The following is a 26,976-nucleotide window of genomic DNA, read 5'->3' as shown; positions in this document are numbered from 1 at the left end:
AATCTTAGAACCTCAATCTGTAAATTTAGACACCACTAATAACCCAACTATATGGACTTCAAACAATTCACTATAAAATCTCAGGAGGCAATCCAAAAGGCGTTGGAGTTGGCAACATCGGCAGGACAGCCGAATATTGAGCCGGCACATTTGCTGAAAGGGATTCTTTCGGAAGATGAGAATGTGACGGAATTCTTATTTAAGAAATTCGGAACAAGTAAGCAGTTGATCACTCAGAAATTGAATGAGCAATTGGCAAAATTGCCTACAGTAAGCGGCGGTCAGCAGCCCTACCTTTCCAATTATTCCAATCAGGTGCTGACCAAAGCAAAGGATTACCTCACAACCTTTGGGGATGAGTATGTGGCAATTGAGCATTTGCTGCTGGCGATATTAGCTAGTTCGGATGCAGCAGGAAAAATTTTGAAAGATCAGGGGATTTCCGAGAAGCCTTTGATCGAAGCTATCAAAGAACTTAGAAAAGGAAATAAAGTGACCGATCCAAACGCAGAAAGCAAATATCAGGCATTGGAAAAATACTCCAAAAACCTGAATGAAATGGCCAAGAAGGGAAAGATTGACCCTGTGATAGGTCGCGATGAGGAGATTAGGAGGGTACTTCAGATCTTGGCCCGTAGGACCAAAAATAATCCGATTCTACTTGGAGAGCCGGGTGTGGGTAAAACTGCAATCGTCGAAGGACTTGCCCAGCGGATAGTGTCCGGTGACGTACCCGAAAATCTTAAATCCAAGACATTGATTTCTTTGGACATGGGTTTGCTCGTCGCGGGTGCCAAATACAAAGGGGAATTCGAAGAGCGACTGAAGGCCGTAATCAAAGAAGTTACGGATGCAGAGGGCGAGATAATTCTTTTCATCGATGAGATCCACACCCTTATTGGTGCAGGTGGAGGAGGTGAAGGAGCCATGGATGCGGCCAACTTACTGAAGCCGGCTTTGGCTAGAGGAGAGCTCCATGCAATAGGAGCGACCACGCTTAAGGAATACCAGAAATACATTGAAAAAGATAAGGCTCTGGAGCGTCGATTCCAGTCTGTAATCGTAGACGAGCCAGATGCAGCCGATGCGATTTCTATCCTTCGGGGAATTAAGGATAAATACGAGTTGCACCATGGTGTACGAATAAAGGATGATGCGGTAATAGCAGCGGTTGAGCTTTCGCAGCGCTATATTTCTGATCGATTTCTCCCGGATAAGGCGATTGACTTGATGGACGAGGCGGCGGCCAAGCTGAGGATGGAAATAGATTCTTTACCGCAGGAGTTGGATGAATTGAACCGTCGAATCATGCAACTGGAGATCGAACGGGAAGCAATTCGTAGAGAAAAAAATAAGGATAAGGAAACTGTCCTAAGTAAAGAACTGGCTGAGCTTGCAGAGAAGCGGGATAGTGTAAAAGCGAAATGGGAAAGTGAGAAGGCTGTAATCACGGGCATTCAGCGCGAGAAAGAGCGGATAGATAATTACAAACTTGAAGCGGAGCAAGCCGAAAGAGCCGGTGATTTTGGTAAGGTAGCCGAAATCCGCTATGGTAAAATAGGTGAAGCTGAGCAGAAATTAGAGTCGTTCAAATCTCAGTTGGCAGAGATGCAGGCTGGTTCACCATTACTAAAAGAGGAAGTAGACCAAGAGGATATTGCTGCGGTGGTGTCCAAATGGACAGGTATTCCGATGAACAAAATGATTCAGTCGGAGCGGGAAAAACTACTTCATCTGGAAGAAGAACTTGGTAAGAGAGTAGCAGGGCAACAGGAAGCGATCACGGCACTTTCGGATGCGGTGCGTAGAAGCCGTGCCGGCTTACAGGACCCTAAGCGACCAATAGGGAGTTTTATCTTTATGGGGACCACTGGGGTGGGTAAGACTGAGCTCGCAAAAGCTTTGGCAGAATACCTCTTCAATGATGAGAACTCCATGGTTAGAATCGATATGTCTGAATACCAAGAAAGACATGCGGTAAGCCGATTGGTGGGAGCACCTCCGGGCTATGTGGGCTACGATGAAGGTGGTCAACTGACAGAAGCAGTGCGTAGGAAACCTTATTCCGTAATCTTGCTTGATGAGATCGAAAAGGCTCATCCGGATGTATTCAACATCCTCTTGCAGGTATTGGATGATGGCCGATTGACTGACAATAAAGGGCGTGTGGCTAACTTCAAGAATACGATCATCATCCTGACGACCAACATTGGCTCGCATTTGATCCAAGAGCGATTTGCTGAGATGGAGGAGTGGAATAAGGAAGAGATCCTGGAAAAGACCAAAACGGAAGTTTACGAGCTTTTGAAAAAATCTGTACGTCCGGAATTCCTAAACAGGATAGATGAAACGATTATGTTTGAACCATTGAATAAGCAGAATATTCGGAAGATTGTGGATATTCAATGGAGGGAAATCCAGCATAGATTGTCTGAATCAGGTATAGAAATCGAAGCTACTAAAGAAGTGTTGGACTACTTGGGTGAAGTTGGTTTTGATGCTAATTTCGGTGCAAGGCCGCTGAAGAGAACCATGCAGCGATTGGTACTGAATGAGTTGTCCAAGCAAATATTGTCTGGCTATATCAAAAATGATTCTGCTGTCTTAGTTGATTTGGACGCTGATAATCAGGTTTATTTCAAAAATGTAGACACTGCAGAGTTGTAAGTGGTAGTCTATTCTATTATTGAAAACCCTTGAGGTCAAACGACCTCAAGGGTTTCTTTTTGGATGCTTAGGCCCCGATCCAGTCTAGGTAATTCCCTGAATGGATAATTTCATAGCTAGCTTCAGGGTAAGCTTTTGCCCATGCACCGGGTACTTTCGGCGCTTTACTGTTTTGGTATTTGAATTCAAAAGCCCGTAGCAAATCGCCTTCTTCTTCCACCCAGTCGATTTCCTGCTGGTCGTAGGTTCTCCAGAAGTAGTTATTGCAGTGCATTTGACTATAATTCTGAAATTTCATCCGTTCTACCGCCACGTAATTTTCCCATAAGTCTCCCACGTCCCCACGCATATCCAAGCGGTTGAAATTTTGGATGATGGCATTCCGGACGCCGTTATCATAGAAGTACCAGCGACTGTTCTTCACGATTTCTTTGCGGAGATTTCTGCTGTATCCACCGATTTTGAACACCACAAATACTTTGGATAGCAGATCCAAATAGCGCTCTACCGTATTTTTTGACATTCCCAGTTGCCTGCCAAGTTCTTCCAGAGAAACCTCTTTTCCCACTTGAAAAGCTACCAGTCGAAGTAAAGAATAGAGTTTGTCGGAATTTTTTACCCCATCGACCATCAGAATATCTTTCAACAGATAGTCGTTCATGATCTGGTAGAGGTAGTCTTCCTTGTCTTTCCAATCGGAGTAACGGATGAGTTCCGGATAACCTCCGAAGATCAAGCGTTCTTCACGTTTTTCCAGTGTGGTTTTGAAATCTTCTACTTTAGCAAATTCCATCTGTGCCAGTGGATAGAGAAATAAGGTGTTTTTTCTTCCTACCAAAGGCTCTCCCACCTGCTGATGCATGTCGAATGAAGAGGAACCCGTAGCGATCACTTGTATTCCATCAATGCTATCTACTATTAGTTTTAGGATTAGTCCAATGTCCGGAATATGCTGCGCCTCGTCGATGACTAGCAAGTTTTTCCCGGCCAGCAACCGACTGTAATTTGCCACCGACCTCTCCTGCAAAAGTACTGCATCCAACACGTCTTCTCCATTGAGGATCAGGCTTTGTTGTGGATCGAGATCCTTGGTAAATTGCCTGACAAGCGCAGTTTTTCCTGATCTTCTTGGGCCAAGGATCATCAATACCTTATTTGGCTTGAGCTTGCGATGGAAATTGGAGTGTAGGGCTCTGGGGATATTTTGCACTGTCTATCGGGGTGAAATACAGTGCAATGTATGCTTTTTTATTTGATTTTATCATTAAACTGACTCAATTAATGTAAATTCCGTCAGTTGATTGACTCAATTAATGTAAATTCCGTCAGTTGATTAACTCAATTAATGTAAATTCCGTCAGTTTGAGCAAAATTGAATTTGATTATATTTCAATATACGCGAATATTTCTTCCCCCGCCCATACTGTTTAGCTGAGATATCTATGCTGATTGCCCGTCTGTTTCTTCTCAGGAATACATCGAAGATTGTGAAATATACTGCAACCCAGTTGCGGTTCAACTTGAAATAAAAGAAGGTGGGATCATTTCTTTCGAAGCGAAGTAGATAGAACACTAAGCTACTCCACTTCTTTTTCCAAAGTGATCTTGCCTAGATCTTTTGGCAATTTGTTTGTTTTCACTACCACTTCTTTGGATTCGTAGTCAATCATTGAAATTATAAGCGTGACGGTAGCTTCATCAAAGTACTGCAAATCCATCGAAAAATTCCCCTCTATGTCAGCGACAGTTCCTGTAGTCGTATCTTTAACCAGAATCACTGCTCCGGGAATTGGCTTCTTGTCCGCAGAAAGGATAAGTCCTTTGACTGTTTTGTCAGACTTCAGTTCCGTTTCTGCGGTGGCAGTAAGTTGCGTAGCAGAGAAGATTATACCTCCTAAGAATAGAAATAAAAGGGATAAAATACCCATGTTCAATCTTCTTAGTTTTCGTTTTTGGGAATCAATCAACGTGTTTTTCATAATTCTACTAAATTTTAATAGTAATAAAGCTAAAATAGTTAATTAATCCTAATTCTTTGATAATTAATTAACTGGCGTGTGCTTCATCAAATACCTTGTCAGCAAGGTATATAAATGAAGTGAAGTTCCTGCTCCTTCGTATATCCCATGGGAGCGGTTAGGGTAAGGCATCATCTGGAATTGCTTATTGTGCTTGATCAGTTCGTTCATCAGCATTTCTGCTCCTTGATAGTGCACATTGTCATCGCCGGTGCCATGGACAATCAATAGGTTTCCTTCCAGATTTTTAGCATAAGTGATTGGTGATCCATTTATGAAATCCTCCATGTTTTCCTGAGGTAAGCCCATGTATCTTTCTTGATAGATATTGTCATAGATCAGTTGATTTGATACTGCGGCAATGGACATACCAGTTTGATAAACTTCAGGAAATTTAAACATCAGGTTCAGTGTCATGGAGCCTCCGCCGCTCCATCCCCAGACTGCGACACGACTTTCATCCAGATAGGGAAGTTTTAGGAGTTCTTTGGCAGCCAATCCTTGATCTTGGGAATTGATGACTCCTATTTTTCTATAGATACTTTTTCTCCAGCCGCTTCCTTTCAAAGTTGGAGTGCCCCGGTTGTCCATATCAATGATGAAATAACCTTTTTGCGCCAGCATAATATTGTAAAGTCCAACCTGAGTATCCGTAGCTACAGTGCTCCAAGGTTCCCCATACACATGGAATAGCACGGGATATTTTTTAGATTCATCAAAATCAATTGGATAGATCACTCTCGCATCCATTGTCACTCCTTCTGAAGTGGTTACTGTTGTGAATTTGATTTCTGGGGTTTTGAGTGATGCCAGTTTTTGCTTATAGGCTTTATTTTCTACCAGGGATTTTATGGTTTCATGCTTTGGCAAAGAAATCAAACGAGTAGTGAGTGGAGCTGCGGTGTTTTGATGATTATGCACGGCGATTTGACCATTGGGAGCGATGTCATAGGTATTTACTCCTTCAAAAGTTTCCGGCGTTACTCTTCTGAGTTTTCCCTTACCGGCCAAATCAATGGCATACAAATAGCGCTGAGTGGCATTGTCAGGAGAGGCGATAAAATAGACTTCTTTTTCGGTCACGGCTCCAAAAGAAGCAACATCAAATTCACCGGGCGTGATCAACGTTTTCCGTCCCGTAGCTATTTCAACCTTGTAAATATGTCTCCAGCCATCATTCTCTGTCATTCTGAGAAAAGCTTTTCCTTTATCGACGAGAGGTAAACTATTGTCGCTCCAGCCATATCGGGATAGATCAGGATAGGCAAGATCTACCCAGGTTTCTTCCGTTTCTTCATAGATTTTTTTCAGCTCTTCATTGGAAGGTTTGTAGGTCCATACAGTAAGCTTATTCTGTTTACGGTTCATCTGCTGAATCAAGAGTAAATCCTCATTGATCCATTGCATACCCGGAAGATAATTCTCTTTTTCTCCTCCCGGAATCGGTATCCATTTAGTCTCCTGCGAAGCTATGCCGATCAGCCCGATTTTGGCTCCGGCAGGTTCATCACCTACTTTTGGATACTGGAGTGGGACTGGTTTGGAATACACAGAGTCCGTGTTATTGATCATGTAAAAGGTGCCAATCTTAGATGCATCAATCTGCCAAAAAGTAAGGTATGCGGCATCAGGACTCCAGGCAAATCCATCTCTTTTGCCAAACTCTTCTTCGTAAGCCCAGTCAAAGGTTCCATTGATGATCTTGTCCGTACCGTCATTGGTAAGCTGTGTGATTTTGCCGGTTTTGAAGTTTTCTATATACAGGTTGAATTTATGCACATAGGCTATAGATTCATTATCTGACGAAAATTTCGCAAACATAAGGGAGGAAGGTTCAAACTCGTTTCCCAGTTGTTTTAACTGCTTTGTTTCTAAGTCATAAGCCCAGTAATCTCCTTTTGTATTTGATCTCCAAACACGGCTTGAATTGGTGAAAATAAGGACTTTTGATCCGTCATCTGATAGTGTGAATGATTCTATTGCAATAGATTTCCCGGCGTTTTGCAAAGCTGCTTTAGAGACAAAAACACGTTTCTCCAAAGTTTTGCTATCCCAGCGAATAAGTTCATTTCCACTTTCTACCGTTACATACGCTGCTCCATTTTCAATCCACTGTATAGGCTGTAGTATTTCCTGTGCAAATTCTCTACTGTTGTATATTCTGTCGAGTGAGAGGAGTTTGGAGTCCTGGGCGTACATTTCACCAATGACAAAAAATGCCAAAAAGAGTAGGATTGACTTTTTGAATGAGCGATTCATGAGAATGGAATTAAGTGTTCTATATCGCTAAAGTAAAATTATATCTCCTAAATGGGATGGAAGGGCTAATATTTGAGATTAATCCATCAATCTAGAGGGAGATTGGGCTTTACACATTCCACCAATAGGTAAATTTCAGTACCAGCGAGCGGTTTTTGGTGTAAAATGGAGCGGGAAGATAATTGTCGGTGTAAACTAAAAAGAGGTCGGAGGCGGGTTTGAATCGCCACTGGAAGCGGGTATTTAGATTGATGTTTTCAATTTGCTCGTTATATTGGACAAAGGCAGTAAAAAACAGGGTATTTGTCATGGTAACATCAACTCGTGGGCCAACCAGCCAAAAACTCGTGGTATTCCAAGGTTTAGGCAGATGGATCTCATTATAGCCTGCATTCATTGTGATGCTGACATAGGGTTGAAACCTATAGCCCAATTCTGCACTTACATTATAGCGTTCCCCATCTGCATAATAGCCCCCCAATCGGGTAGAAAAAGCATAAGTTAAGACACTTTGCGGCTTAGAGGTGTATTCAGCCCCCATAGCATACCATTGATGGGCTGTACCTGTTGCCAGTGTGTCGCCACTATAATTTGTAGGATCGAAGGGGCGTTGCAACTTTACATAATCTGTACTTGTCCATAGCATAAATGTGCTTTGACTTCTCCACTTAAGATTATATGCTAGAAATGTGGTGTTGTCTGTTTGCTCTCCCTTTTTATTAAAAAAGAGCGTTGTGCCAAAATCGGGTCCATGACTCAAGATTTTTTCGCTTTTCGGAAACCAACGATAGCCTGCCTCCGGACTGATTTTGTAAAATCCCGTTCTCGGCACATAACCCACTTCTGCGGTGTAATTTTCAGATACATATTCATGTTGCCAGTTCCATGTGAGATTTCCCGCAGTGTACATCAAATTGGCAGCATGGACAAAGCCATTACCAATATTGTCCGGGCCAAAACTCTGTAGAACCATTGCTTTACCGGTCCAGAGATTGTTCGAAGAGGCTAGGTTATATTCTAGCCCGATGTTTCGGTTGAATTGGGAATATATAGGGGCTTCGGCAGTCGGATCCGGATTATAGTTTAATGATTGTTTATTAATGAAAATCCCGGATATATTGGATCTTGCTCCAACCTGCCGCTGAAGTGCCAAAACGGTGAAGTTCTGGGAAGGCAAATCATCCTCCTTCACTTTTTCAGTTTGCATACTCATCGCTCCGATCCGCCAGTTTTTGTTGATTTTTCCGCTCAGTCTAGCACCATATTGAATTGGAGTATTTAACCCGATTCTTCTGGAGAAAAATGGACGGATCGTGCTGTAGCCAAAACTTGCAAACAGGTCTCCATTTTCCAGAAAGAATTGGCGTCGTTCCGGGAAAAACAATTCAAACCGGTCCAGGTTGGTTACTTGTCGATCGACTTCTACTTGTGAGAAATCCGGATTAACAGTAAGATCCAAGTTGAGCGAGGAAGTCAAGCCAATCTTTGCGTCCATTCCTATTCCCTTTCGGTATTCTGCCTCACCTCCTGAAGACACTTCCTTGCTGAATCCTCCCAAAGCGTAAGGAATCACGGAAATATTAGCCCCTGCCTGTGGAGGGGCTTCATCCCAAACAAGAATTCCTGTGTAAGCCAGAGAGGCTGATGGGAATTGGCGTGGGACTGGTGCCCACCCTGATTTTTCAGTAGTTTTCAGGTCAAGACGTGAGAAGTTAATCCCCCATTCTTTTATTCCTTTTTTGTAGCGAATGGATTTGAAGGGGATCTTTGCTTCAAAAACCCACTTGTCATCATAATTGATGACTTTGGAACTCCATTTATTCTCCCAGCTAAGATCTACACTTCCACCGTTGAACATGATTCCGTCCCACTGTGCACCGGCTGCGTTGGCACCAAATGAAAACCCATTGGTCTGATCATCAAACGGATCCATGAAGAGTAGGAAGTTGTCATTCTTGCCAAAGTTGAAATCCCGTCGAAGTGATTCAACCATATAAGGGCCTTCGACCGCATGAAAATTCTCCACCAGCAGGTATAGATTTTCATCGTCGTAAGTCATTCTCACATCAGTTCTGACCCGGGCAAAGCTCGTGTCCATAGGCGTGATCATAAAGAAATCTGTAGCAACTTCGGCATCCAACCAAGCTTGCTCATCCAAAGCTCCGTCAATCAAAATTTCGGAGGTAGCCTTCTGAATATGTAGCCGATAGGAGTTGTTGATTTTCTGTGCAGAAAGTATCGTTGTATTGGCGATTCCCAATAGCAAAAAAAGAATCAGGTTACGCATGAGGCTACATACATGTAAGGTTAATTAGGGTTTTGTCTTCTGAATATTAGATAATTTTTTCATAAATCTAAATAAAGTTGATAAAAAAAATCAATAAAGATTTATTGCTTGATTCTGTAGCTTAAGGTCAAAATAAACTGCCTCCTCTGGTATTGAAAGTCTCCCTCGGTATAGAAATTGGATCCCTCACTGATGTACCTGTTTCTTCTCGAGTTGAAAATATCAGTAGCATTGAAAACTAAGGTGCCTCTATCCTGTAGAATATTCTTGCTTGCGGAAAAATCCATAAAGAAAATCCCCTTTCTAACTCCCTGTACCGTTTTTTGTCTGGCATCGTAATTTGCCCGAAGCTGCAGGTCTAGTCCTTGTATCAATGTAAATCTGGAAGTCTGTCGAAAAAGCCAAGAATAAGTTTTGGTCTCATATCCGTTCTGAATATTTGTACCATCGATATCAGCATGGAAGAAATTGGCATTGAAGTCCAACTTCCACCAAGGAAATAATTGGTAATCGCTACTGAGTTCTACCCCAAATGAATTTTCTTCATTCAGATTGAAAGGTAACGTGGTAGAATTTCCGTCTTCGTCCACCTCACGTAGCCGTTCGATTTTGTCATTAGTACTCCGATAATAAACTGTGGTGAAAAGAGTTCCCTTGTCAAAATACTTAATGTGGCCCAGCTCAAATGAATTGGTGTACTCGGGATTTAAGTCGGGGTTTCCACTGAAGAAATTCCGTGCATCTGAAAGTGTCACATAAGGGCTTAAATCATTGTAAACAGGCCGTCGTACTCTACGACTGTAACTGATCTGAAAGGCATTTTCCTCCGAAACATTGTAGGTCAGATGGGCACTGGGAAAGAGATCTGTATATTTTCGGGGATTTACCTCGTTGGTTTTTTCCAATGTAGTTTCTACATCTGTATATTCTATTCTAAGCCCGCCTTGATAACTCCATTTGTTAGTGCTATTTCCAAGGATACCATAGGCTGCGAGAATGTTTTCATCGTATAGAAAAATATTGTCCAAGCCGGGAATAGGCTCTAGTATTCCACTTTCATTTGCTTGTTGTACGAGATAGTCATTCTTCATTTCCCTAAAACTTGCCCTGAATCCGCTTTCGAATTTTCCTTCTTTGCCAAATGGTTGGACATAATCCAGCATTGCCAGGTATTGGTTTTCGTACTCATCGTTCAGGGAGGTCTGAAGTACCGATGAGCCTGCGATTGGGCTTCCTTGAGGTGTATATCCGCCTTGTGTAAATAGTTGATCGGAATTTTCCCAATAATTCAAATAAGTCAGTGTTCCGGTCAGTTCATGCCCTTTGCGCTCGAAGGTTTTCTTGTAGTTCATAGAAATTTCAGAGTTGGGTTCCTCTTCCGTTTCATCCTGTCTGCGTAGCGTGTAGCTCTGGAGATTGCCTAAGGTATTCCACGAGTCTTCGTACCGAATATCTGTAATTCTGTGGGCATCACTTCTCCTCCACAGGTAGGAGAGTGTAAGGATACTACTTTCACTAAAATAGTAATCCAAACCGCCCCGAATATTGTTGTTAAGGCTTTTTACCACGCCTTTGTTCCTTTGGTTTAAGATGAAAGTAGTGTCTTCTCCATATGTTTCCTGATACAGTTCTCCCACATTTGGAGCCCTGCGATGGGTAAGGCTGTAATTGATAAACCAATTGATGCGTTTGTGTCTGTAATTAAGATTTGCTGTGAAACCCAAATTGGTAGGAGAGCCTCCGACCAATTCTACTGAACCGTTAAATCCCTGATTATTGTCCTTCTTTAAAATAATATTGATCACGCCTGCCATACCTTCTGCCTCGTAGCGTGCAGAGGGATTGGTAATGACTTCCACCCGTTCGATCATATTGGCAGGCAGCTGGCGTAGACCCGCACTACCTTTGAAACTGACTAGTCCGGAAGGTTTTCCGTCAATGAGTATCCTGACATTGTCGGATCCCCTTAACCTCACATTTCCTTCCGGATCTACCGCAATGGAAGGAAGATTCATCAGGATGTCACTTGCATTTCCTCCGGCATTGGCCAGGTCTTTACCCACATTGAAAATCCGCTTATCCAGTGATAGCTCCATAATGGTTTTCTCGCCTTGCACAATTACTTCATCCAAGTTTTCGGCAGTAGTTTTCATCCGGATTTGTCCTAAATCCAGAGAAGGCGAATCCTCAGTAATTTTAAATAAACCGGTTTTATAAGGTTCGTATCCCATGAATTCAACAAATGCATAAAATTCCCCAAGAGAAATATCTATTCGAAACTTTCCTTTGTCATCCGAAAGTCCCCCGGAAATCAGACTATCGGCTGTATTATATATGCCAATTGAAGCATAGGGAAGCGGGCTGTTAGAACCTTCTTCAAGAACGATTCCTGTGATTTTGGATTCTTGCTGCGAAAAAACAGGATGGCAAAAGAGGATACTTAGTATAATCGCAACTGTAATTTTGCGAAATGAACCGGGGTGATAGTTGGACATTAGATGTCTAATTAGGTATAGGTTTGGGCTAATGAGATTCCAAATCAAATCATGCTTTCATTTAAAATCATGAAAATATATTTCGATTTCGTCAGAAAATCAGCAGAAAAATGATCAAAGGTGTATTTTGAAGGATAGAAAGATTAAAGTTTACACTTGGAAGGGGATTCCTGTCGTATTGAAAAAATATCGGAGAAGGGACTACCTGCCTGATCCCTTGAGCGATGCGTCCTATTCTTCAAAAGTATTATCCCTACTTTTGGTTGACGCGAATGGCTGGGTGTGAAAATAGGACTATTACCTTATTCCAACTATTGGGATGTCAAATTTTCCCTTGCAGGGAAGAGACGAAAATCAGCCCAGATCGATGTTTGTGGGGAATTTTTCATAGGTGTTTTTTGATCAGTTTCCATTGTTGGAAAAATAGAGACCAAGCATCATTAGATGTTAGGAGTGAATGATCACAATTCTAAGGTGACTAAAAAAACGGTGTAGGTCACATAGGAGATCAAAAGTAGTGCTGCCTCCCATCGATCGAGCGTTTTCTTTTTACCTATGAGCATGGCCAGAAATAAGAATATCGTTCCTCCAATAAGAATGTAGATATCCTGATTGAAGGCAGGTTGGAAATTCAGAGGTTTGATCAGTGAGCTTACTCCCAAAATCAAAAATATATTGAAGATGTTGGAGCCGATGATGTTGCCAATTGCGATATCATTCTTCCTTTTCATTGATGCTACCACTGAGGTGGCTAGTTCGGGTAGAGAAGTACCTGCAGCTACGATGGTAAGACCAATGATTTTCTCACTTACTCCGAGTGATTGGGCCATTGAAACAGCGATGTCCACAACTACTTTTCCTCCAACCACTAGTCCTGCTAATCCAATAAGGATTAATCCCCATATTTTTGGATTAGAATAGCTTTTAATCTGCAATTCATCCAAGCTAGGATCCGCTTTGAGCTGTGTAAAAACATAGTATAGGAAGCCTGTAAATAACAAGATCAAAATACAGCCATCTATCCTCGAAAGTCCGGGGATTTCTTTACTCAAATAATTGTTTGCAAGAAATAGTAAAACTACTGCAGCTAACAGTGAAAAGGGGATTTCTTTCCAAACCGAACTTGATTTCACGGCAAGTGGAGTAATAAGCCCCGCTATACCGAGTATGATGAATAAGTTGAAATTATTGGAGCCGATTACATTGCCAAAAACAATGTCGGGATAACCCGCTACAGAAGCGACCGAGTTAACTACCAATTCAGGGGCTGAGGTGCCGAAAGCCACGATGGTCAGACCAATGGCAAGGTCAGAAACTTTGTGTTTTTTAGCTAAAACAGAGGCTCCATCTACTAGCCAATCAGCTCCTTTTACCAATAATAGGAGTCCGCCAATAAGAATGATACTTTGAAGAACCATAGAGAATGTGATTTCTGATTTAAGGCCAGTTACCGCAAAAATCTGTCAAAAGTAGATTGAAAAGTATTTGAATTATCGTTGTGTATCGATATTTATTTTGCGAAAGTGAATCTTGTTTTTCCCCATTTTCTTTTACCTAATTTCCCACTGACGATTTTTATATATGAATCTCCCTTTTTTCAAGTATGAGATGTTGTCTCTATAGGATTTTGATTTTAGAGCTATGTATAAGCGTTTTCTAGTCTCATAAGCTGAGAGTGAGAAAGCAACTTTTTAAAAAAAAATCTACATTCTTAGTTCAAACAAATCAAAAAAAGAGCTCGATTTACTAATCGAGCTCTTTTTAAATGTGTATTTCTGCGCTAATTACTTCACTTCGAAGCTAGCTCTTCTTGCCATTTGTCTTGCATCAGCAGAAGATTTGTCTACGCTGGTATCCTCACCATATCCTTTGTAAGAAAGTCTTGAAGCATCTACTCCAGAAGCAATTAAAAGGTCATAAACAGACTTAGCTCGTCTTTCTGAAAGTTTCATGTTGTAATCTTCAGGACCTAATTCATCAGCATAACCTTTGATCTCAACACTTACACCTGGATTTTTCTTCAGGAAGTTAGATACGTAGCTAGCTGCGCTGGTGGAATATCCAAGTGGTTTAGAGCTATCGAAAGCATAATAAACGTTTACATAACCGTCATTGATAGCTTTTTTGAAGAAATCAACTTGCTCTTGTACTTCTTCTACAGGACATCCGTCGGTAGATGCAGGGCCAGGAAGGAAAGGACATTTGTCCAAATGATCAGGAGTACCGTCACCGTCAGAATCCAAAGTCATACCTGAAGAGTTAACTCTTGCTCCAGCTGGAGTGTTAGGCTCTTTGTCCAAGTAATCAGGAACGCCGTCACCGTCAGAATCTTTCAACATATCTTTGATGCCGTTGATCTGAGTAGCAAGCTCTTCTTTAGTAGCGTATTTGTCAGCAGCGATATACCAGTCAGCATGTTCTTCATTTTTACCTAAGTAAAACTGAAGTCCGAGGGATCCTGTCCACCAGTTGCCATTAGCCCCGTATACATTAGCGGAACCAACCGTAGAATTGCCATCCCACTTAATGAATTGACGGCCGTTGATGATAGTACTAATATCGCCTACCAAGGCAATACTTTTACCTAGCTTCAATTGCGGGGTAATACCCACAATGAAATTATAAACTTGGTCAGTTTCACCACTATAAAGATTTTCCTGAGGCCTTACGTTACCGATACCCGCACCGAAGTGCCCCAAAAGGCCAAATGATCTGGAAAAAGACTCAAAATTCATGATTCTTCCGAGATTGGAAACTCCCTGAAGGTTCAAACGGTAGTATTTGGTGTCAAAAGATCCAGCACTCTTGTCGGATTCTTTCATCGATCCAAAGCCATAATCTACTTTTATCCCGAATTTCTCATTGAACATGTACCTAGCACCTACTTCTAAGTGACCAAGGTTTAAAGTAGGAGAAAAGAATCCGGGAGTGATTGGAGCCATCGGCTTGTTGAGACCTCCGCCAACTTCTAAAGAGAATTTGTCGAATTCTTGTGCATTTGCTCCGAATACCAGAGCGCCTGCCATAATTGATGATAGTATTAGTTTTTTCATAACAAAAAATTTTTGTTCAAATTTTAAGTGTTGATTGATGTGAATACAAATTTATAAACTTTTAATTTACTACAAATCTAGATGAATAATTTAAAACCCAATTGTGGATAAAAAATTATTTCCTGTCTTTTTTCAAATATAACAATGAAATATTAACATAATTTATGCCAAAATGAAATTTTTGTTCGAAATCCTCAAACAATATAGCGTTTCGGGGGACGAGTCTGAAATCTCCACTTTCCTGCTGCAATATATAAACCAACGAAAGAATTATTGGAATGTTATACCCAAAATCTATTTTGGTGAAAATTTTCATGATTGTATTTTACTGAAATTTGGAGAGCCTAGAACAGCCGTTTTTGCCCATATGGACACGATAGGCTTCATGGCAAGGTATAATAATCAGCTGATTAGCGTGGGAGGCCCCGAGATTATAGAGGGAACCAAGTTAGCTGGAAGAGACTCTTTAGGTGAAATAAATTGTAAATTAAATGGTGATGAAAATGAGATCACTCATGACTTCCCCCGGGGGATTGATTCTGGGACCCGACTTTCCTTTGCTCAAAATATTAGAGTAGATGAAGAATTCATCCAAGCAGCCTATTTGGATAACAGACTAGGAATATACACCGCATTAAAGCTTTGTGAAACTATTGTTGACGGTTGGGTAGTTTTTACCACATATGAGGAGCATGGTGGCGGAAGTATGCCTTTTTTAATCAAATTTATACAAGAAACCTCTCCGATAAAGCAAGCTTTGATTGCCGATATTACATGGATCACGGAAGGAGTAGAGTTCCACAACGGGGTGGTAATATCTATCCGGGATAAGTTTATTCCAAGGAAAAAGTTTATCGACAGAATCATTGATCTGGCAAAAGAGAGTGGAATCCCCTTTCAACTCGAAGTAGAGGAGTACGGAGGTAGCGATGGGAGAGAAGTTCAATTTTCACCTTATCCTATAGATTGGTGTTTTATAGGTGCAGCTGAAGAAAATGTCCATACACCCGATGAAAAAGTTTCCTTAATTGACTTGGCTGCAATGCTGAATATTTATCCATATCTAATGGAAAGACTTTAATAAATGAGAATGAAAGTTAAAGACAAAGAATTCGAAATCTACCTGAGTGCTGAGGAAATTAATCAACGGAATTCCCGGCTTGGGGAAGACATCACTCGTGATTATGAGGGCAAAGAATTGGTAGTACTCGGGATTTTGAATGGCTCCTTCGTGTTCATGGCTGATCTATGTCGCTATATTAATCTACCCCTTTCTGCCACATTTATCAAAGTCAGCAGTTACTCCGGCACAGAATCGACCGGAAATGTCAGGTCGATTTTGGGGTTGGAAGAAAAAATTGAAGGAAAAAATGTTCTTATCGTAGAGGATATTGTAGATACCGGAATCAGCATGGATTATTTGTTAAAGGCGCTTTCTGAGTTAAATCCCGCTAAACTTTCCATTGTGACATTGCTTCATAAACCGGATGCTTTTCAGTTTAATTACACGTTGGATTATGTCGGTTTTGAAATTCCCAATAAATTTGTGGTTGGTTACGGCCTAGATTACGATGGTTTGGGTAGAAATTTGCCTGATATTTATCAACTCAGTACTCCTTAAATAATAGACGTTAGAATGTATAATATAGTATTATTTGGCCCTCCGGGTGCAGGCAAAGGCACTCAAAGTGAAAAGCTTATTGAGAAGTATGGACTGACACACTTATCCACGGGTGATCTTTTTAGAAAGCATCTTGGTGAAGGGACGGAACTGGGGCAGCTCGCCAAGAAGTACATGAATGAGGGGCGGCTGGTGCCCGATGAAGTAGTGATAGGGATGGTCGAGGACAAAATAAATGAAACTGACAATTCCGGCGGTTTTATCTTTGACGGATTTCCACGAACAACTGCTCAGGCAAAAGCGCTGGATGAAATGCTTTCTCATCATAGTCTTGAAATCAATGGAATGATTGCCCTTGACGTACCGGAGGAAGTGCTAAGAGCCAGAATCAAGGAGAGAGGCAAAACCTCTAACCGGGTAGATGATCAGGATGATGAGAAAATCAATACACGTATTAAAGTGTATCTGGATGAGACCCTTCCTGTGGCTGATTACTATGCCTCTCAGGGCAAGCTTAAGGAAATCAATGGGGTAGGGGAGATCGATCAGATCTTCAATGATATCTCCTCTGTGATAGATAGCTACTGATTCCCTTTATTTTCCTAATTTTGCAATTCATAGATGGCTAGGCTTTTAGGCTTAGCCTTTTTTCTTTATCAAAAAAAATGGCTGATTCAAATTTCATAGATTACGTAAAGTTCTGCTCTCGATCTGGTGCAGGCGGACCTGGATCGACACATTTTCGAAGAGAAAAGCATGTTCCAAAAGGAGGACCTGATGGTGGCGATGGAGGAAGAGGCGGACACATTATAATAAGAGGAACTACTCAGGTCTGGACTTTGCTACATCTGAAATATAAAAAGCATGTGATAGCCGAAGCTGGGAAAAGCGGTGAAGGAGGGAGAAGAACCGGAGCGGACGGCAAAGATGTTATTTTAGAAGTGCCACTGGGGACTATCGCAAAGGATGCCGAGACGGGAGAGAAGCGCTTCGAGATCACTGAAGATGGGCAGGAAATAATCCTGACAAAAGGCGGAAGAGGAGGTTTGGGGAATGATCATTTCAAGACTTCCACGAATCAGGCTCCCCATTACTCCCAGCCCGGTGAAGAAGGGATCGAGGAATGGATTATCCTTGAATTAAAACTTTTGGCAGATGTAGGATTGGTAGGTTTTCCAAATGCAGGTAAGTCCACGTTACTTTCTTCTATTTCGGCTGCAAGACCGGAAATAGGAGATTATCCATTCACTACCTTGGTTCCAAACCTTGGTGTGGTTGCCTATAGAGGTGATCAATCCTTTGTGATGGCAGATATCCCGGGAATCATCGAAGGTGCCGCCGAAGGAAAAGGCTTGGGAATTAGATTCCTTAGACACATCGAGCGCAATTCGATACTATTGTTTATGGTGCCTGCGGATGCCGCCGATATTGCAAAGCAATACAGGATTCTATTGGGTGAATTAGAAAAGTATAACCCGGAACTTCTCGATAAACGGAGGCTTTTGGCTATATCCAAAGCAGATATGCTGGATGAGGAACTCATGAAAGAAATGGAGAAAGAAGTGCCACAAGGAGTTCCTTATGTTTTTCTTTCTTCAGTCTCCCAGTACAATCTTGACAGTCTCAAAGACTTAATCTGGCAGGCTATCCACGAAGGGTAAGGTGTCAGTTTGTCAGAGAAAGTGCAATGGCAACAATATTGATAAAGCCATTATGCCAACTATTGTCTATTTCAATTATGAATAATAACGAACAAGTGGATCAGGAAATGAATCTTAAGGACGAGAATTTGAATGAAGAAACCGTTGAAAACACTTCTGGCGAAGTGGATTTTGAAAGTGTTGAGCCTCAAACTGAATCGGAGGGAAACAAATTGGAATATGAAGTGGCCGATTTGAAAGACAAGTATCTTCGCCTGTATTCCGATTTTGAGAACTATAGAAAAAGAACAGCCAAAGAGCGGTTAGACTTGATAACGACTGCCTCCGAGGAAGTGATAAAAGATTTGATTCCGGTTGTTGATGATTTCGAGCGGGCTTTCAGAGCAAGCGAGAAGGAAGTTGAGGCTTCTAAGGTAAGGGAAGGTAATCTTCTTATATTCCAAAAATTGGCCAAAATCCTTGAGTCCAAGGGACTGAAGCCAATGGATAATCTTATAGGAAAACCTTTTGATGCAGAGACTCAAGAGGCAATTACACAAATACCGGCACCAAGTGATGACCTTAAAGGGAGAGTAGTCGACGTGATTGAGAAAGGTTACATTTTGGGAGATAAAGTAGTACGCTACGCTAAAGTGGTGACAGGAGCATAATATCATGGCTAAAAGAGATTATTACGAAGTACTTGAGGTTTCGAAATCAGCATCAGCTGATGAGATAAAAAAAGCGTACAGGAAACTAGCGATTAAATATCATCCGGATAAAAACCCTGATAATCCTGAGGCTGAAGATAAATTTAAGGAAGCGGCAGAAGCATATGAAGTTCTGAGCAATCCTGAGAAAAAGCAACGTTACGATCAATTTGGTCATCAGGGTGTAGGCGGTGCCGGAGGATTTGGCGGCGGCGGAATGAACATGGATGATATTTTCTCCCAGTTCGGCGATATTTTCGGCGGAGGTGGTGGCGGCGGATTTGGTTCTTTCTTTGGTGGCGGCGGACGGCGTACCAAAAAAGGGACAAATCTGCGTGTGAAGATGAAATTGACTCTTGCCGAGATTGCCAATGGTGTGGAGAAGAAGATCAAAGTGAAGCGTCATTTGATTGCAGAGGGGGTAACTTTTAAATCTTGCACTGTATGCCACGGATCTGGTCAAGTCAAGAAGGTAGTTAATACCATGCTTGGTCAAATGGTTTCAGCAAGCACATGCGGAGTTTGCGGAGGGAGCGGTCAGATAGTTGATAAGAAGCCGGCTGATGCAGATTCACGGGGCCTTATAGTAAAAGAGGAAGTTATTTCCATCAATATACCGGGAGGAGTAGCCGAAGGAATGCAGTTAAGCATGTCCGGTAAAGGAAACGAAATCCCGGGAGGAATTCCCGGAGATCTACTCATTGTTATAGAGGAAATCGAAGATAAGGTTCTTCAACGGGATGGAAACAATGTAATATATGACTTGTATGTTTCATTTGTAGATGCTGCCCTTGGAGCATCGGTAGAAGTGCCTACTATTGAAGGAAAAGTTAAGATCAAGATTGATCAAGGAACTCAAAGTGGCAAAATGCTGCGTTTGAAAGGTAAGGGGATCAAAGATATCAATGGATATTCTAAAGGAGACCAGCTTATCATGGTGAATGTGTGGACACCCACACACTTATCACGGGAGGAAAAAGAAACTCTAGAAGGCCTTCGTGATTCGGAAAATTTCAAACCGGATCCCGGAAATACTGAAAAATCTTTCTTCGATAAGATGAAAGAATTCTTTTAATATAAATTAAGCCGGAAGCAATTCTGGCTTTTTTTATATTTTTAAAAAACCTTTTTAAAGCCGCCTCGTAACCTTACCGTATGCTTAGAAAATTGTGTCTGCTTTTTCTGATGATGATTGGAGGGGTAGCTGTGAGTAAGGCGCAACTAGTCAAGGAATTTAGGTCAGCAGAAAAAGAAGGTTTTGATATGGTTGCTCTTGAGTTTACTACTTATAAAAGTGTAACTCAGTTGAGAAGAACTCGATCTTCAGATCCTGTCAATATTCATGGTCATCTTGATAAGATGAATATTATTCCCGTTTTTTCTAAAAATATTTCCAACCGTGTCCTTCAGACTTCACTGATTCACAAAAATGTAGAGTCTGAGAATTTGGGAAAAAGTATCACCTCAAAACTTTTTTCCGGATCTTCAGATGATTTTGACCATAGTTGGGACGTGGGTCTTAATACCAATTACCTGTATCATCTTGATTTTAATTTGGGGATGGGCAAAGCTGATTTTGACTTGTCAAGCCTGACTATCAACCAACTTAAAGTCAAAAGTGCCAGTGCTGACGTGACTATTCATTATAGTAACGACTCTCCAAACCAAGTTCAGATGGATACCCTGCTGGTGATCTTGAATATGGGGACAGTAAAGATTGATAAGGCCAACTTCACAAATGCTAAAAAGATGATTTTTGAGGTGAATTATGGGAAAATTGATTTGTCGTTTTCTGAAGGAATGCCAAATGCCAGTCATGTGATTGCCGCCGTAGGAGCAGGGTCTCTCCATTTGCATTTGCCGTCGGATTCTTTTCCCATTAAAATTAAAATGAGAACAACGGCAATGTGTAAAACTTCCTTGCCGAAATATTTAAAAACATTAGAAAAAGGGATTTATGTCACCAAAGGCTATGATGCGAACGATCCGAGATTGATGGAACTGATCATTGATGTCGGAGTAGGGTCTTTAATTGTGGAATAATCCCTATTTTTTGAATATGCTGAAAATTGAAAAGCTTAATAAATCCTACGGTGCCAATAAGGCATTGACAGATGTGGATTTAAATGTATCTGAAGGAGTAGTCTTTGGACTTCTCGGTCCCAATGGGGCAGGGAAAACCACTTTAATCCGTATCATCAACCAGATAATCGATGGGGATAGCGGTGCGGTTTATATAGCGGGAGAACTCTTGGCTCCAAAGCATATCGGATTGATCGGTTACTTGCCCGAGGAGCGGGGACTGTATAAGAAAATGAAGGTTTGGGATCAGATGCTTTATTTCGCAAGGTTGAAAGGACTTACTCCCCATGAAGCTAAGATAAAGATCAAATTTTGGTTGGAAAAGCTTGAAATGGAGACTTGGAGGGATAAAAAAATTGAAGATCTATCCAAAGGCATGGCTCAAAAAGTCCAGTTTATTTCCACCATTATTCATAATCCTCCCCTTTTGATCCTTGATGAGCCATTTTCAGGTTTTGATCCTGTAAATGCCGAGATTATCAAAAATGAGATACTGGAGCTAAAAGCTAAAGGAACCACGGTCATTCTCAGTACGCACAGAATGGAATCTGTGGAGCTACTCTGCGATCAGGTAGCTATGATCAATCGCTCAAGAAAAATTCTGGACGGCACGATTAAACAGGTGAAATCTATCTATAGACCTGAAGTCTATTCCATCACGCTGGACCACCTTACCAGAGAGCTACCTACTGAGTGGATATCAAAGGAAGATGAGGGAAGCTATAGTTTTACACTACCGCTGAGTGGTAAGGAGCCTAATGAACTGTTAAATGAATTAATGCACTATGGGCAAGTGAATCGGTTTCAAGAACTGATCCCAAGTATGGAAGAAATTTTTATTCACCAGGTAAAGTCAACGGAGAATGGATAAGATCTGGTTAGTAATCCAGCGGGAGTATGTGTCGCGAGTCAAAAAGAAATCGTTTTTGCTCGTCACCTTATTGACTCCGTTGATTTTTCCGGCCATCATGGGGGTTTTTGTCTGGATAGCCATGCAAGAAGAGGATAATCAAGCATTAAGAATCATCGAAGTAGTGGATGATAACAAACTGTTTTTCCTTGAAAGCTCAGAGCAATATGCTTTCTCATTTTCAGAAGCAAGTCCAGAAGAAGCCAAAAAGCTCGTGCAGGAAGGTAATCGCTACGGTTTTCTGCATATTCCCAATTTTGATGTAAAAGATCCTACAGGGATTTCATTTTACGGTGAGGAAAATCCAAGTATTAGCTTGATCAGCTACTTGGAGAATAACCTGCGGAAGAAAATAGAAGAACAACGGCTTTTTGAAAGTGGCATTGATCCCAAAATCATCAATGAAGTACGGACAAAAGTAGCCATAAAGTCTATCAAGCTGAATGAGGGAGGGATAGAAACTGTAAACGATGCTACTGTTAATTATGCAATTGGATTTATTGCGGGCATTTTGATCTACATGTTTATTTTCATCTATGGAAATCAGATTATGCAGGGAGTGATCGAGGAAAAATCAAGCCGTATCGTTGAGATACTAGTATCCTCCCTGAAGCCTTTTCAACTGATGCTGGGCAAAATCATCGGTATCGCAGGAGTCGGGCTTACACAGCTTTTGATCTGGATAGTACTCATAGGAACACTGACAACGATTGTGACAGGATTTTTGGGCATGCAAATGCCTCAGCAGCAAGCTATGGAATTGGCCAATCCGGAATTGGCTCAAGGCTTGTCCCAAAACACAGATATGGGAGATATTCTTCAGGTGATCTCGGGTATCAACTACGTGCAAATAGTATTGAGTTTTGTGTTTTATTTCTTGGGAGGGTATTTGCTCTACGGAGCTTTGTTTGCCGCTATAGGGTCTGCAGTAGACGCACCGTCGGACGCACAGCAGTTTATGTTGCCTGTTACCATTCCATTGATTGTAGCCTATATGGGGCTATTTGTGTTTGTACTGAATGACCCGACGAGTACAACTTCTTTTTGGCTTTCAGTGATTCCACTGACCTCGCCGATTGCGATGATGGGAAGAGTAAGCTACGGAGTGCCGATCTGGGAGCTAATGCTGTCTATGGGGCTTTTGATTGCAGGATTTTTGTTCTCCACCTGGGTGGCAGGGAAAATCTACAGAATTGGAATTCTGATGCATGGTACTAAGCCAAGTTATAAGACGCTTTGGAAATGGATCAAGACGAATAATTAAGAATTAAGAACCAAGAGTCTAAAAAAAGGGGTGAGAATCAAAAAAGGAGGACCGGAGGAGATAATTTGGCAATAAAAATCCCGATCCATTTCAGATCGGGATTTTTATTGCGCTTCTGAGCTCTTTTACTTTAGGTAGGCAGAAAGCATCCAGACTACTTTTTCTTTAGCAGTGATGTAGTCGCTCATAAGAGAGGCTGTTCCTTCATCTCCTGATGCGCCTGCAGCTTCAAGTGTTTCTCTTTCCAGTTGCAAAAGCGTGTTCATATTTGATCTCACGGTTTCCACCATTTTTAGCGGATCTTTGATTTCTTTTGCTTCTTTTATGGTGGCTGTCTCAATATATTCTTGATAAGAAGAAAGCGGTCTGGCTCCAAGAGTCAGGATTCTTTCTGCCGTTTCATCCACAGCAAGGTTAGCGGCATTGTAAAGTTCTTCGAATTTTGCATGAAGCTCAAAGAAATTTTGACCGGAGACGTTCCAATGAAAATTTCTCAAATTCTGGTAGTACACCTGATAATTGGCGAGTAAACCATTAAGCTTATCTACCAAAATCTTACTTTCTTTGATTTCTAATCCTATGTCGTTCGTTTTCATATTTCAGTTGTTTAATTTTCTCTGCTTGAATTAAAGTATAAATTTACCCCAAAGGTCGATGCCTTCCCAACTGATAAAATCTATCTCCAAGTCATACTATCTATGTGATTGGGAAGTTAGTAACGATAGTAATCCCTAGTTGATAAATGAAAAAAAGATTTCAAGACCTTACCTCCTTAGATTTTTATACTAATAAAAAACAAGTCAAATGGCTGGTGATTGCGGCGTCTTTAATAATAGGTGCTGGCTCGATTTGGTATACGAATAGCTTGGTGGAGGAATTGCGTGAGAGAGAAAGACGGCAGATAGAGTTGCTTTCCAGTGCATTGGAATATGCAGCTACTACCATGGAAAATCTGACTTTTATCAATCAGGAGATTATTCAGCAGAATTATTCTATTCCTATCATTATGGTAGATGCTGCTGCAAATCCAATAGAATTCAGAAATATTCCCTTTAAGAAGAATTCAAATGCAAAAGACTCATTGGAAATACTGAGGAAGGAGCTAGAAGAAATGCGGGCGGAATATGAACCTATATTACTTCCTGAGGCTGATATCCTTGTGTATTATAGAAATTCCGAATTGCTGATTAATTTAAAATACTACCCCTATGTACAGTTGGGGATTATTATGATTTTCGGGGTTTTGGCTTATGCGCTTTTCAATCAAAGCAAAATCGCTGAGCAAAACCGCGTCTGGGCCGGGCTGACCAAAGAAACCGCCCATCAACTGGGAACTCCGATTGCTTCACTCATGGCTTGGATAGACTACTTGAGAAATTCTCCTGTTTGGGATGAGAATAAAGAGATCATCACCGAAATGGATAAGGATGTGGTGAAATTGCGAATGGTGACAGAGCGGTTTAGCAGCATAGGAAGTAAGCCCGTAATCCAGCCGGAGAATGTCTATGAAGTGATCGAAGAGACAATCACGTACTTGCGGCCTAGGATTTCTACGAAAGTGAATCTGAATATCTATGCGGATTCCAAAGATTTGGATGCCATGATGAACAAGCCGCTTTTTGAATGGGTAATAGAAAATATCTGTAAAAATGCGGTGGATGCCATGCGTGGCAAAGGACAAATAGATATCGAGATTCTTCAGGACAGCGACAAATTTGTGATTGTGGATATCACCGATACAGGTAAGGGAATGGAAAAGAGGATGTACAGGCGTGTTTTTAACCCCGGATTTTCGACTAGGCAAAGAGGATGGGGGTTGGGGTTAACCCTGGCTAAGAGAATCGTGGAAGGCTATCATGGAGGGAGAATTTTCGTCAAAAATTCTGAAGTAGGTAAAGGGACTACTTTTCGGATTTTGATTCACGGGAGTCATGAAGGAGCCTCACAGTTTATTACGGAAGGAATTCTTGAATATTGACGATTTATGAAGTTTGAAGTACGAGTTACGAGGGCAATTAGGACTTCAGTCATTGCCTACTATCTTAACCCCATTTAACTTTTTCAAAAATGCTCGGAGCCATAGTGTGAGCTCAGTACTATCGGGAATCTCGTAAATCGTAATTCGTAAATCAAAATTGACTTTTTTTTAATGATGAATTTCGAATGATGAATACTGAATGATGAAGTGTTAACAGACTAAGAACCGTTGATATTGATTTCTGTTTTATTTTTTTAGAAAGTTCTGGATTGTAAAAATACCTCACCATTACGGGCAATCCCGTAAATCGTATTTCGTAAATTATCATTCAAAACCCAACTTTTAACATTCCCTCCTTCCCACTCATTTTTTTCTTACCTTTGCACCCTTAATTTGATGTCTCCCATGAGTTTGAAAGAAGAAATCCAGAAGCGTAGAACCTTTGCCATTATTGCTCACCCTGATGCAGGGAAAACCACGTTGACTGAGAAGCTATTGCTTTTTGGAGGTGCAATACAGACGGCTGGCGCGGTGAAATCGAATAAAATCGATACCGCCACAAAATCTGACTGGATGGCGATAGAGAAGCAAAGAGGGATATCGGTAGCAACTTCTGTCATGGGATTTGAATACAAGGACATCAAAATCAACCTACTTGATACGCCGGGACACCAGGATTTTGCGGAGGATACTTACCGTACATTGACAGCTGTCGATTCTGTAATCATGGTGATTGACTGCGTGAAAGGGGTGGAGATTCAGACGGAGAAGCTAATGGAAGTTTGTCGTATGAGAAATACACCCGTGATCTGCTTTATCAATAAGCTCGATAGAGAAGGACGAGATCCTTATGAACTGATTGAGGAAGTGGAGCAAAAGCTGAACATTCAGTGTCGACCGCTTTCCTGGCCTATAGGGATGGGTAAAACTTTTAAAGGTGTTTATAATTTGTTTGACCATAAACTCAATCTTTTTACGCCTTCTCAGCGAAAGCTAAGTGATGTGCGGAAATCATTTGAGGATGTGAATGATCCCGAACTGGATGAGCTAATCGGGAAGAGCTATGCCAATCAACTTCGGGAAGATGTGGAATTGATCGAGGGAGTTTATCCTGATTTTGACCCTACAGAGTATTTGGAGGGGAAAGTTGCTCCGGTGTTCTTTGGGTCAGCGGTAAATAACTTTGGGGTCAATGAGATGCTGGATACCTTTATCAAAATAGCACCCGCACCCAAAAGTCGTAGGACGGAGGATCGTGAAGTGAAGCCTGACGAAAAGAAGTTCTCGGGTTTTGTGTTTAAGATTCACGCCAATATGGATCCAAATCACCGAAACAGAATTGCTTTCTTGAGAATATGCTCCGGGACTTTTGAGCGGAATAAACCTTATAATCACGTGCGTGGCCCCAAGCCGTTACGCTTTTCGAACGTCACCCAGTTTATGGCGCAGGATAAGGAAATGATCGATGAGGCATTTCCGGGAGATATTGTCGGATTGTACGATACCGGGAATTTGAAGATCGGTGATACGCTGACTGATGGAGAAGATATGCAGTTCGTAGGCATTCCGAGCTTTTCGCCTGAGATTTTCCGCGAAGTGGTGAACAAGGATGCCATGAAGACCAAGCAGCTGGAAAAAGGATTGAAACAACTCATGGAAGAAGGAGTAGCACAGCTTTTTACTTTTGATATGGGTTCCAGAAAAGTAGTGGGTACTGTCGGCCAACTCCAGTTTGAAGTAATCCAATTCCGATTAAAAAACGAGTACAACGCCACAGTGGAGTTTCACCCGATGAATCTGTACAAAGCCTGCTGGATCACAAGTAAAGACAAAAAACAGCTGGATGAATTTGTACGCTCCAAAAACCGTCACATCGCCCATGACAAGGATGGCAAGCTGGTTTTTATGGCCGAGTCAAAAGCCTGGCTTCAGATGGTAATGGATAACTATCCGGAGATAGAGTTTCATTTTACTTCGGAGTATTGAGTTTTC

The 26,976-nt window shown here is 41.5% G+C and carries 21 protein-coding genes; 13 read left to right on the top strand and 8 right to left on the bottom strand.

Annotated features, from left to right (window positions below):
- Positions 1 to 51: 51 nt before the first annotated feature.
- Positions 52 to 2,667, top strand: coding sequence for an ATP-dependent chaperone ClpB (gene clpB / locus J2X69_RS16915; RefSeq protein ID WP_310105883.1), 2,616 nt, complete (start codon positions 52 to 54; stop codon positions 2,665 to 2,667).
- A gap of 67 nt (positions 2,668 to 2,734) precedes the next feature.
- Here the strand turns inward: clpB and J2X69_RS16910 are convergent, their stop codons facing one another.
- A complete protein-coding gene (locus J2X69_RS16910; protein WP_310105880.1) occupies positions 2,735 to 3,877 on the bottom strand; it encodes an ATP-binding protein in 1,143 nt (380 codons plus the stop codon).
- Between the two features lie 228 nt (positions 3,878 to 4,105).
- On the opposite strand from J2X69_RS16910, the gene J2X69_RS16905 reads away from it, so the two are divergent.
- The gene (locus J2X69_RS16905; RefSeq protein ID WP_310106060.1) at positions 4,106 to 4,231 is read left to right on the top strand and encodes a CPXCG motif-containing cysteine-rich protein; all 126 of its coding nucleotides are present in this window, start codon (positions 4,106 to 4,108) and stop codon (positions 4,229 to 4,231) included.
- 13 nt (positions 4,232 to 4,244) lie between these two features.
- On the opposite strand, the gene J2X69_RS16900 is transcribed toward J2X69_RS16905, so the two are convergent.
- The 6 genes from J2X69_RS16900 to J2X69_RS16875 form a co-directional block, all read right to left on the bottom strand.
- Complete coding sequence (locus J2X69_RS16900) at positions 4,245 to 4,646, bottom strand: carboxypeptidase-like regulatory domain-containing protein (protein ID WP_310105877.1); 402 nt, start codon at positions 4,644 to 4,646, stop codon at positions 4,245 to 4,247.
- Positions 4,647 to 4,709: 63 nt separating this feature from the next.
- Positions 4,710 to 6,944, bottom strand: a complete 2,235-nt coding sequence (locus J2X69_RS16895; RefSeq protein WP_310105874.1) for a DPP IV N-terminal domain-containing protein — start codon at positions 6,942 to 6,944, stop codon at positions 4,710 to 4,712.
- 109 nt (positions 6,945 to 7,053) lie between these two features.
- The gene (locus tag J2X69_RS16890; protein ID WP_310105870.1) at positions 7,054 to 9,231 is read right to left on the bottom strand and encodes a DUF5916 domain-containing protein; all 2,178 of its coding nucleotides are present in this window, start codon (positions 9,229 to 9,231) and stop codon (positions 7,054 to 7,056) included.
- Positions 9,232 to 9,332: 101 nt separating this feature from the next.
- Positions 9,333 to 11,726, bottom strand: a complete 2,394-nt coding sequence (locus J2X69_RS16885; RefSeq protein WP_310105867.1) for a TonB-dependent receptor domain-containing protein — start codon at positions 11,724 to 11,726, stop codon at positions 9,333 to 9,335.
- A gap of 461 nt (positions 11,727 to 12,187) precedes the next feature.
- Positions 12,188 to 13,144 carry a calcium/sodium antiporter gene (locus J2X69_RS16880; RefSeq protein ID WP_310105863.1) on the bottom strand — a complete coding sequence of 319 codons (957 nt, stop codon included), beginning with the start codon at positions 13,142 to 13,144 and terminating at the stop codon, positions 12,188 to 12,190.
- 366 nt (positions 13,145 to 13,510) lie between these two features.
- Positions 13,511 to 14,779: an OmpA family protein gene (locus J2X69_RS16875; protein ID WP_310105859.1), complete on the bottom strand. Its 1,269-nt coding sequence runs from the start codon at positions 14,777 to 14,779 to the stop codon at positions 13,511 to 13,513.
- A gap of 172 nt (positions 14,780 to 14,951) precedes the next feature.
- On the opposite strand from J2X69_RS16875, the gene J2X69_RS16870 reads away from it, so the two are divergent.
- The 9 genes from J2X69_RS16870 to J2X69_RS16830 all read left to right on the top strand — a co-directional run bounded on the left by J2X69_RS16870 (position 14,952) and on the right by J2X69_RS16830 (position 23,006).
- Complete coding sequence (locus J2X69_RS16870; RefSeq protein WP_310105856.1) at positions 14,952 to 15,860, top strand: aminopeptidase; 909 nt, start codon at positions 14,952 to 14,954, stop codon at positions 15,858 to 15,860.
- Positions 15,861 to 15,869: 9 nt separating this feature from the next.
- A complete protein-coding gene (gene hpt / locus J2X69_RS16865) occupies positions 15,870 to 16,400 on the top strand; it encodes a hypoxanthine phosphoribosyltransferase (RefSeq protein ID WP_310105853.1) in 531 nt (176 codons plus the stop codon).
- Positions 16,401 to 16,415: 15 nt separating this feature from the next.
- Positions 16,416 to 16,988 carry an adenylate kinase gene (locus tag J2X69_RS16860; protein ID WP_310105850.1) on the top strand — a complete coding sequence of 191 codons (573 nt, stop codon included), beginning with the start codon at positions 16,416 to 16,418 and terminating at the stop codon, positions 16,986 to 16,988.
- A 77-nt stretch (positions 16,989 to 17,065) separates the two neighbouring features.
- Positions 17,066 to 18,061 carry a GTPase ObgE gene (gene obgE, locus J2X69_RS16855; protein ID WP_310105848.1) on the top strand — a complete coding sequence of 332 codons (996 nt, stop codon included), beginning with the start codon at positions 17,066 to 17,068 and terminating at the stop codon, positions 18,059 to 18,061.
- A 77-nt stretch (positions 18,062 to 18,138) separates the two neighbouring features.
- On the top strand, positions 18,139 to 18,711 hold the full coding sequence (locus J2X69_RS16850) for a nucleotide exchange factor GrpE (RefSeq protein WP_310105845.1): 573 nt from the start codon (positions 18,139 to 18,141) through the stop codon (positions 18,709 to 18,711).
- A gap of 4 nt (positions 18,712 to 18,715) precedes the next feature.
- On the top strand, positions 18,716 to 19,825 hold the full coding sequence (gene dnaJ, locus J2X69_RS16845; protein WP_310105842.1) for a molecular chaperone DnaJ: 1,110 nt from the start codon (positions 18,716 to 18,718) through the stop codon (positions 19,823 to 19,825).
- An 80-nt stretch (positions 19,826 to 19,905) separates the two neighbouring features.
- The gene (locus J2X69_RS16840) at positions 19,906 to 20,793 is read left to right on the top strand and encodes a hypothetical protein (protein ID WP_310105840.1); all 888 of its coding nucleotides are present in this window, start codon (positions 19,906 to 19,908) and stop codon (positions 20,791 to 20,793) included.
- A 10-nt stretch (positions 20,794 to 20,803) separates the two neighbouring features.
- On the top strand, positions 20,804 to 21,703 hold the full coding sequence (locus J2X69_RS16835) for an ATP-binding cassette domain-containing protein (RefSeq protein WP_310105836.1): 900 nt from the start codon (positions 20,804 to 20,806) through the stop codon (positions 21,701 to 21,703).
- Complete coding sequence (locus J2X69_RS16830) at positions 21,696 to 23,006, top strand: ABC transporter permease (RefSeq protein ID WP_310105834.1); 1,311 nt, start codon at positions 21,696 to 21,698, stop codon at positions 23,004 to 23,006. Before J2X69_RS16835 ends, J2X69_RS16830 begins: the two co-directional genes overlap by 8 nt.
- 125 nt (positions 23,007 to 23,131) lie before the next feature.
- On the opposite strand, the gene J2X69_RS16825 is transcribed toward J2X69_RS16830, so the two are convergent.
- Entirely contained in the window at positions 23,132 to 23,602 is a 471-nt protein-coding gene (locus tag J2X69_RS16825; protein ID WP_310105831.1) for a DNA starvation/stationary phase protection protein, read from the bottom strand.
- Between the two features lie 146 nt (positions 23,603 to 23,748).
- Between J2X69_RS16825 and J2X69_RS16820 the strand changes: the two genes are divergently transcribed.
- Both J2X69_RS16820 and J2X69_RS16815 read left to right on the top strand, forming a co-directional pair.
- A complete protein-coding gene (locus tag J2X69_RS16820; RefSeq protein ID WP_310105826.1) occupies positions 23,749 to 24,984 on the top strand; it encodes an ATP-binding protein in 1,236 nt (411 codons plus the stop codon).
- Between the two features lie 405 nt (positions 24,985 to 25,389).
- A complete protein-coding gene (locus J2X69_RS16815) occupies positions 25,390 to 26,970 on the top strand; it encodes a peptide chain release factor 3 (RefSeq protein WP_310105823.1) in 1,581 nt (526 codons plus the stop codon).
- Positions 26,971 to 26,976 lie beyond the last annotated feature (6 nt).

The organism is Algoriphagus sp. 4150, assembly GCF_031457395.1.
Lineage (GTDB): Bacteria > Bacteroidota > Bacteroidia > Cytophagales > Cyclobacteriaceae > Algoriphagus.
Note: the sequence above shows the minus strand (reverse complement) of the source record. Positions and strands in the feature narration are given on the sequence as shown.

Coding starts and splice junctions, on each gene's coding strand:
- J2X69_RS16895 (WP_310105874.1), bottom strand. CDS start 6,944: ATGAATCGCTCATTCAAAAAGTCAATCCTACTCTTTTTGGCATTTTTT.
- hpt (WP_310105853.1), top strand. CDS start 15,870: ATGAAAGTTAAAGACAAAGAATTCGAAATCTACCTGAGTGCTGAGGAA.
- J2X69_RS16885 (WP_310105867.1), bottom strand. CDS start 11,726: ATGTCCAACTATCACCCCGGTTCATTTCGCAAAATTACAGTTGCGATT.
- J2X69_RS16850 (WP_310105845.1), top strand. CDS start 18,139: ATGAATAATAACGAACAAGTGGATCAGGAAATGAATCTTAAGGACGAG.
- J2X69_RS16860 (WP_310105850.1), top strand. CDS start 16,416: ATGTATAATATAGTATTATTTGGCCCTCCGGGTGCAGGCAAAGGCACT.
- J2X69_RS16830 (WP_310105834.1), top strand. CDS start 21,696: ATGGATAAGATCTGGTTAGTAATCCAGCGGGAGTATGTGTCGCGAGTC.
- J2X69_RS16820 (WP_310105826.1), top strand. CDS start 23,749: ATGAAAAAAAGATTTCAAGACCTTACCTCCTTAGATTTTTATACTAAT.
- dnaJ (WP_310105842.1), top strand. CDS start 18,716: ATGGCTAAAAGAGATTATTACGAAGTACTTGAGGTTTCGAAATCAGCA.
- J2X69_RS16890 (WP_310105870.1), bottom strand. CDS start 9,231: ATGCGTAACCTGATTCTTTTTTTGCTATTGGGAATCGCCAATACAACG.
- obgE (WP_310105848.1), top strand. CDS start 17,066: ATGGCTGATTCAAATTTCATAGATTACGTAAAGTTCTGCTCTCGATCT.
- J2X69_RS16875 (WP_310105859.1), bottom strand. CDS start 14,779: ATGAAAAAACTAATACTATCATCAATTATGGCAGGCGCTCTGGTATTC.
- J2X69_RS16880 (WP_310105863.1), bottom strand. CDS start 13,144: ATGGTTCTTCAAAGTATCATTCTTATTGGCGGACTCCTATTATTGGTA.
- J2X69_RS16825 (WP_310105831.1), bottom strand. CDS start 23,602: ATGAAAACGAACGACATAGGATTAGAAATCAAAGAAAGTAAGATTTTG.
- clpB (WP_310105883.1), top strand. CDS start 52: ATGGACTTCAAACAATTCACTATAAAATCTCAGGAGGCAATCCAAAAG.
- J2X69_RS16815 (WP_310105823.1), top strand. CDS start 25,390: ATGAGTTTGAAAGAAGAAATCCAGAAGCGTAGAACCTTTGCCATTATT.
- J2X69_RS16840 (WP_310105840.1), top strand. CDS start 19,906: ATGCTTAGAAAATTGTGTCTGCTTTTTCTGATGATGATTGGAGGGGTA.
- J2X69_RS16900 (WP_310105877.1), bottom strand. CDS start 4,646: ATGAAAAACACGTTGATTGATTCCCAAAAACGAAAACTAAGAAGATTG.
- J2X69_RS16870 (WP_310105856.1), top strand. CDS start 14,952: ATGAAATTTTTGTTCGAAATCCTCAAACAATATAGCGTTTCGGGGGAC.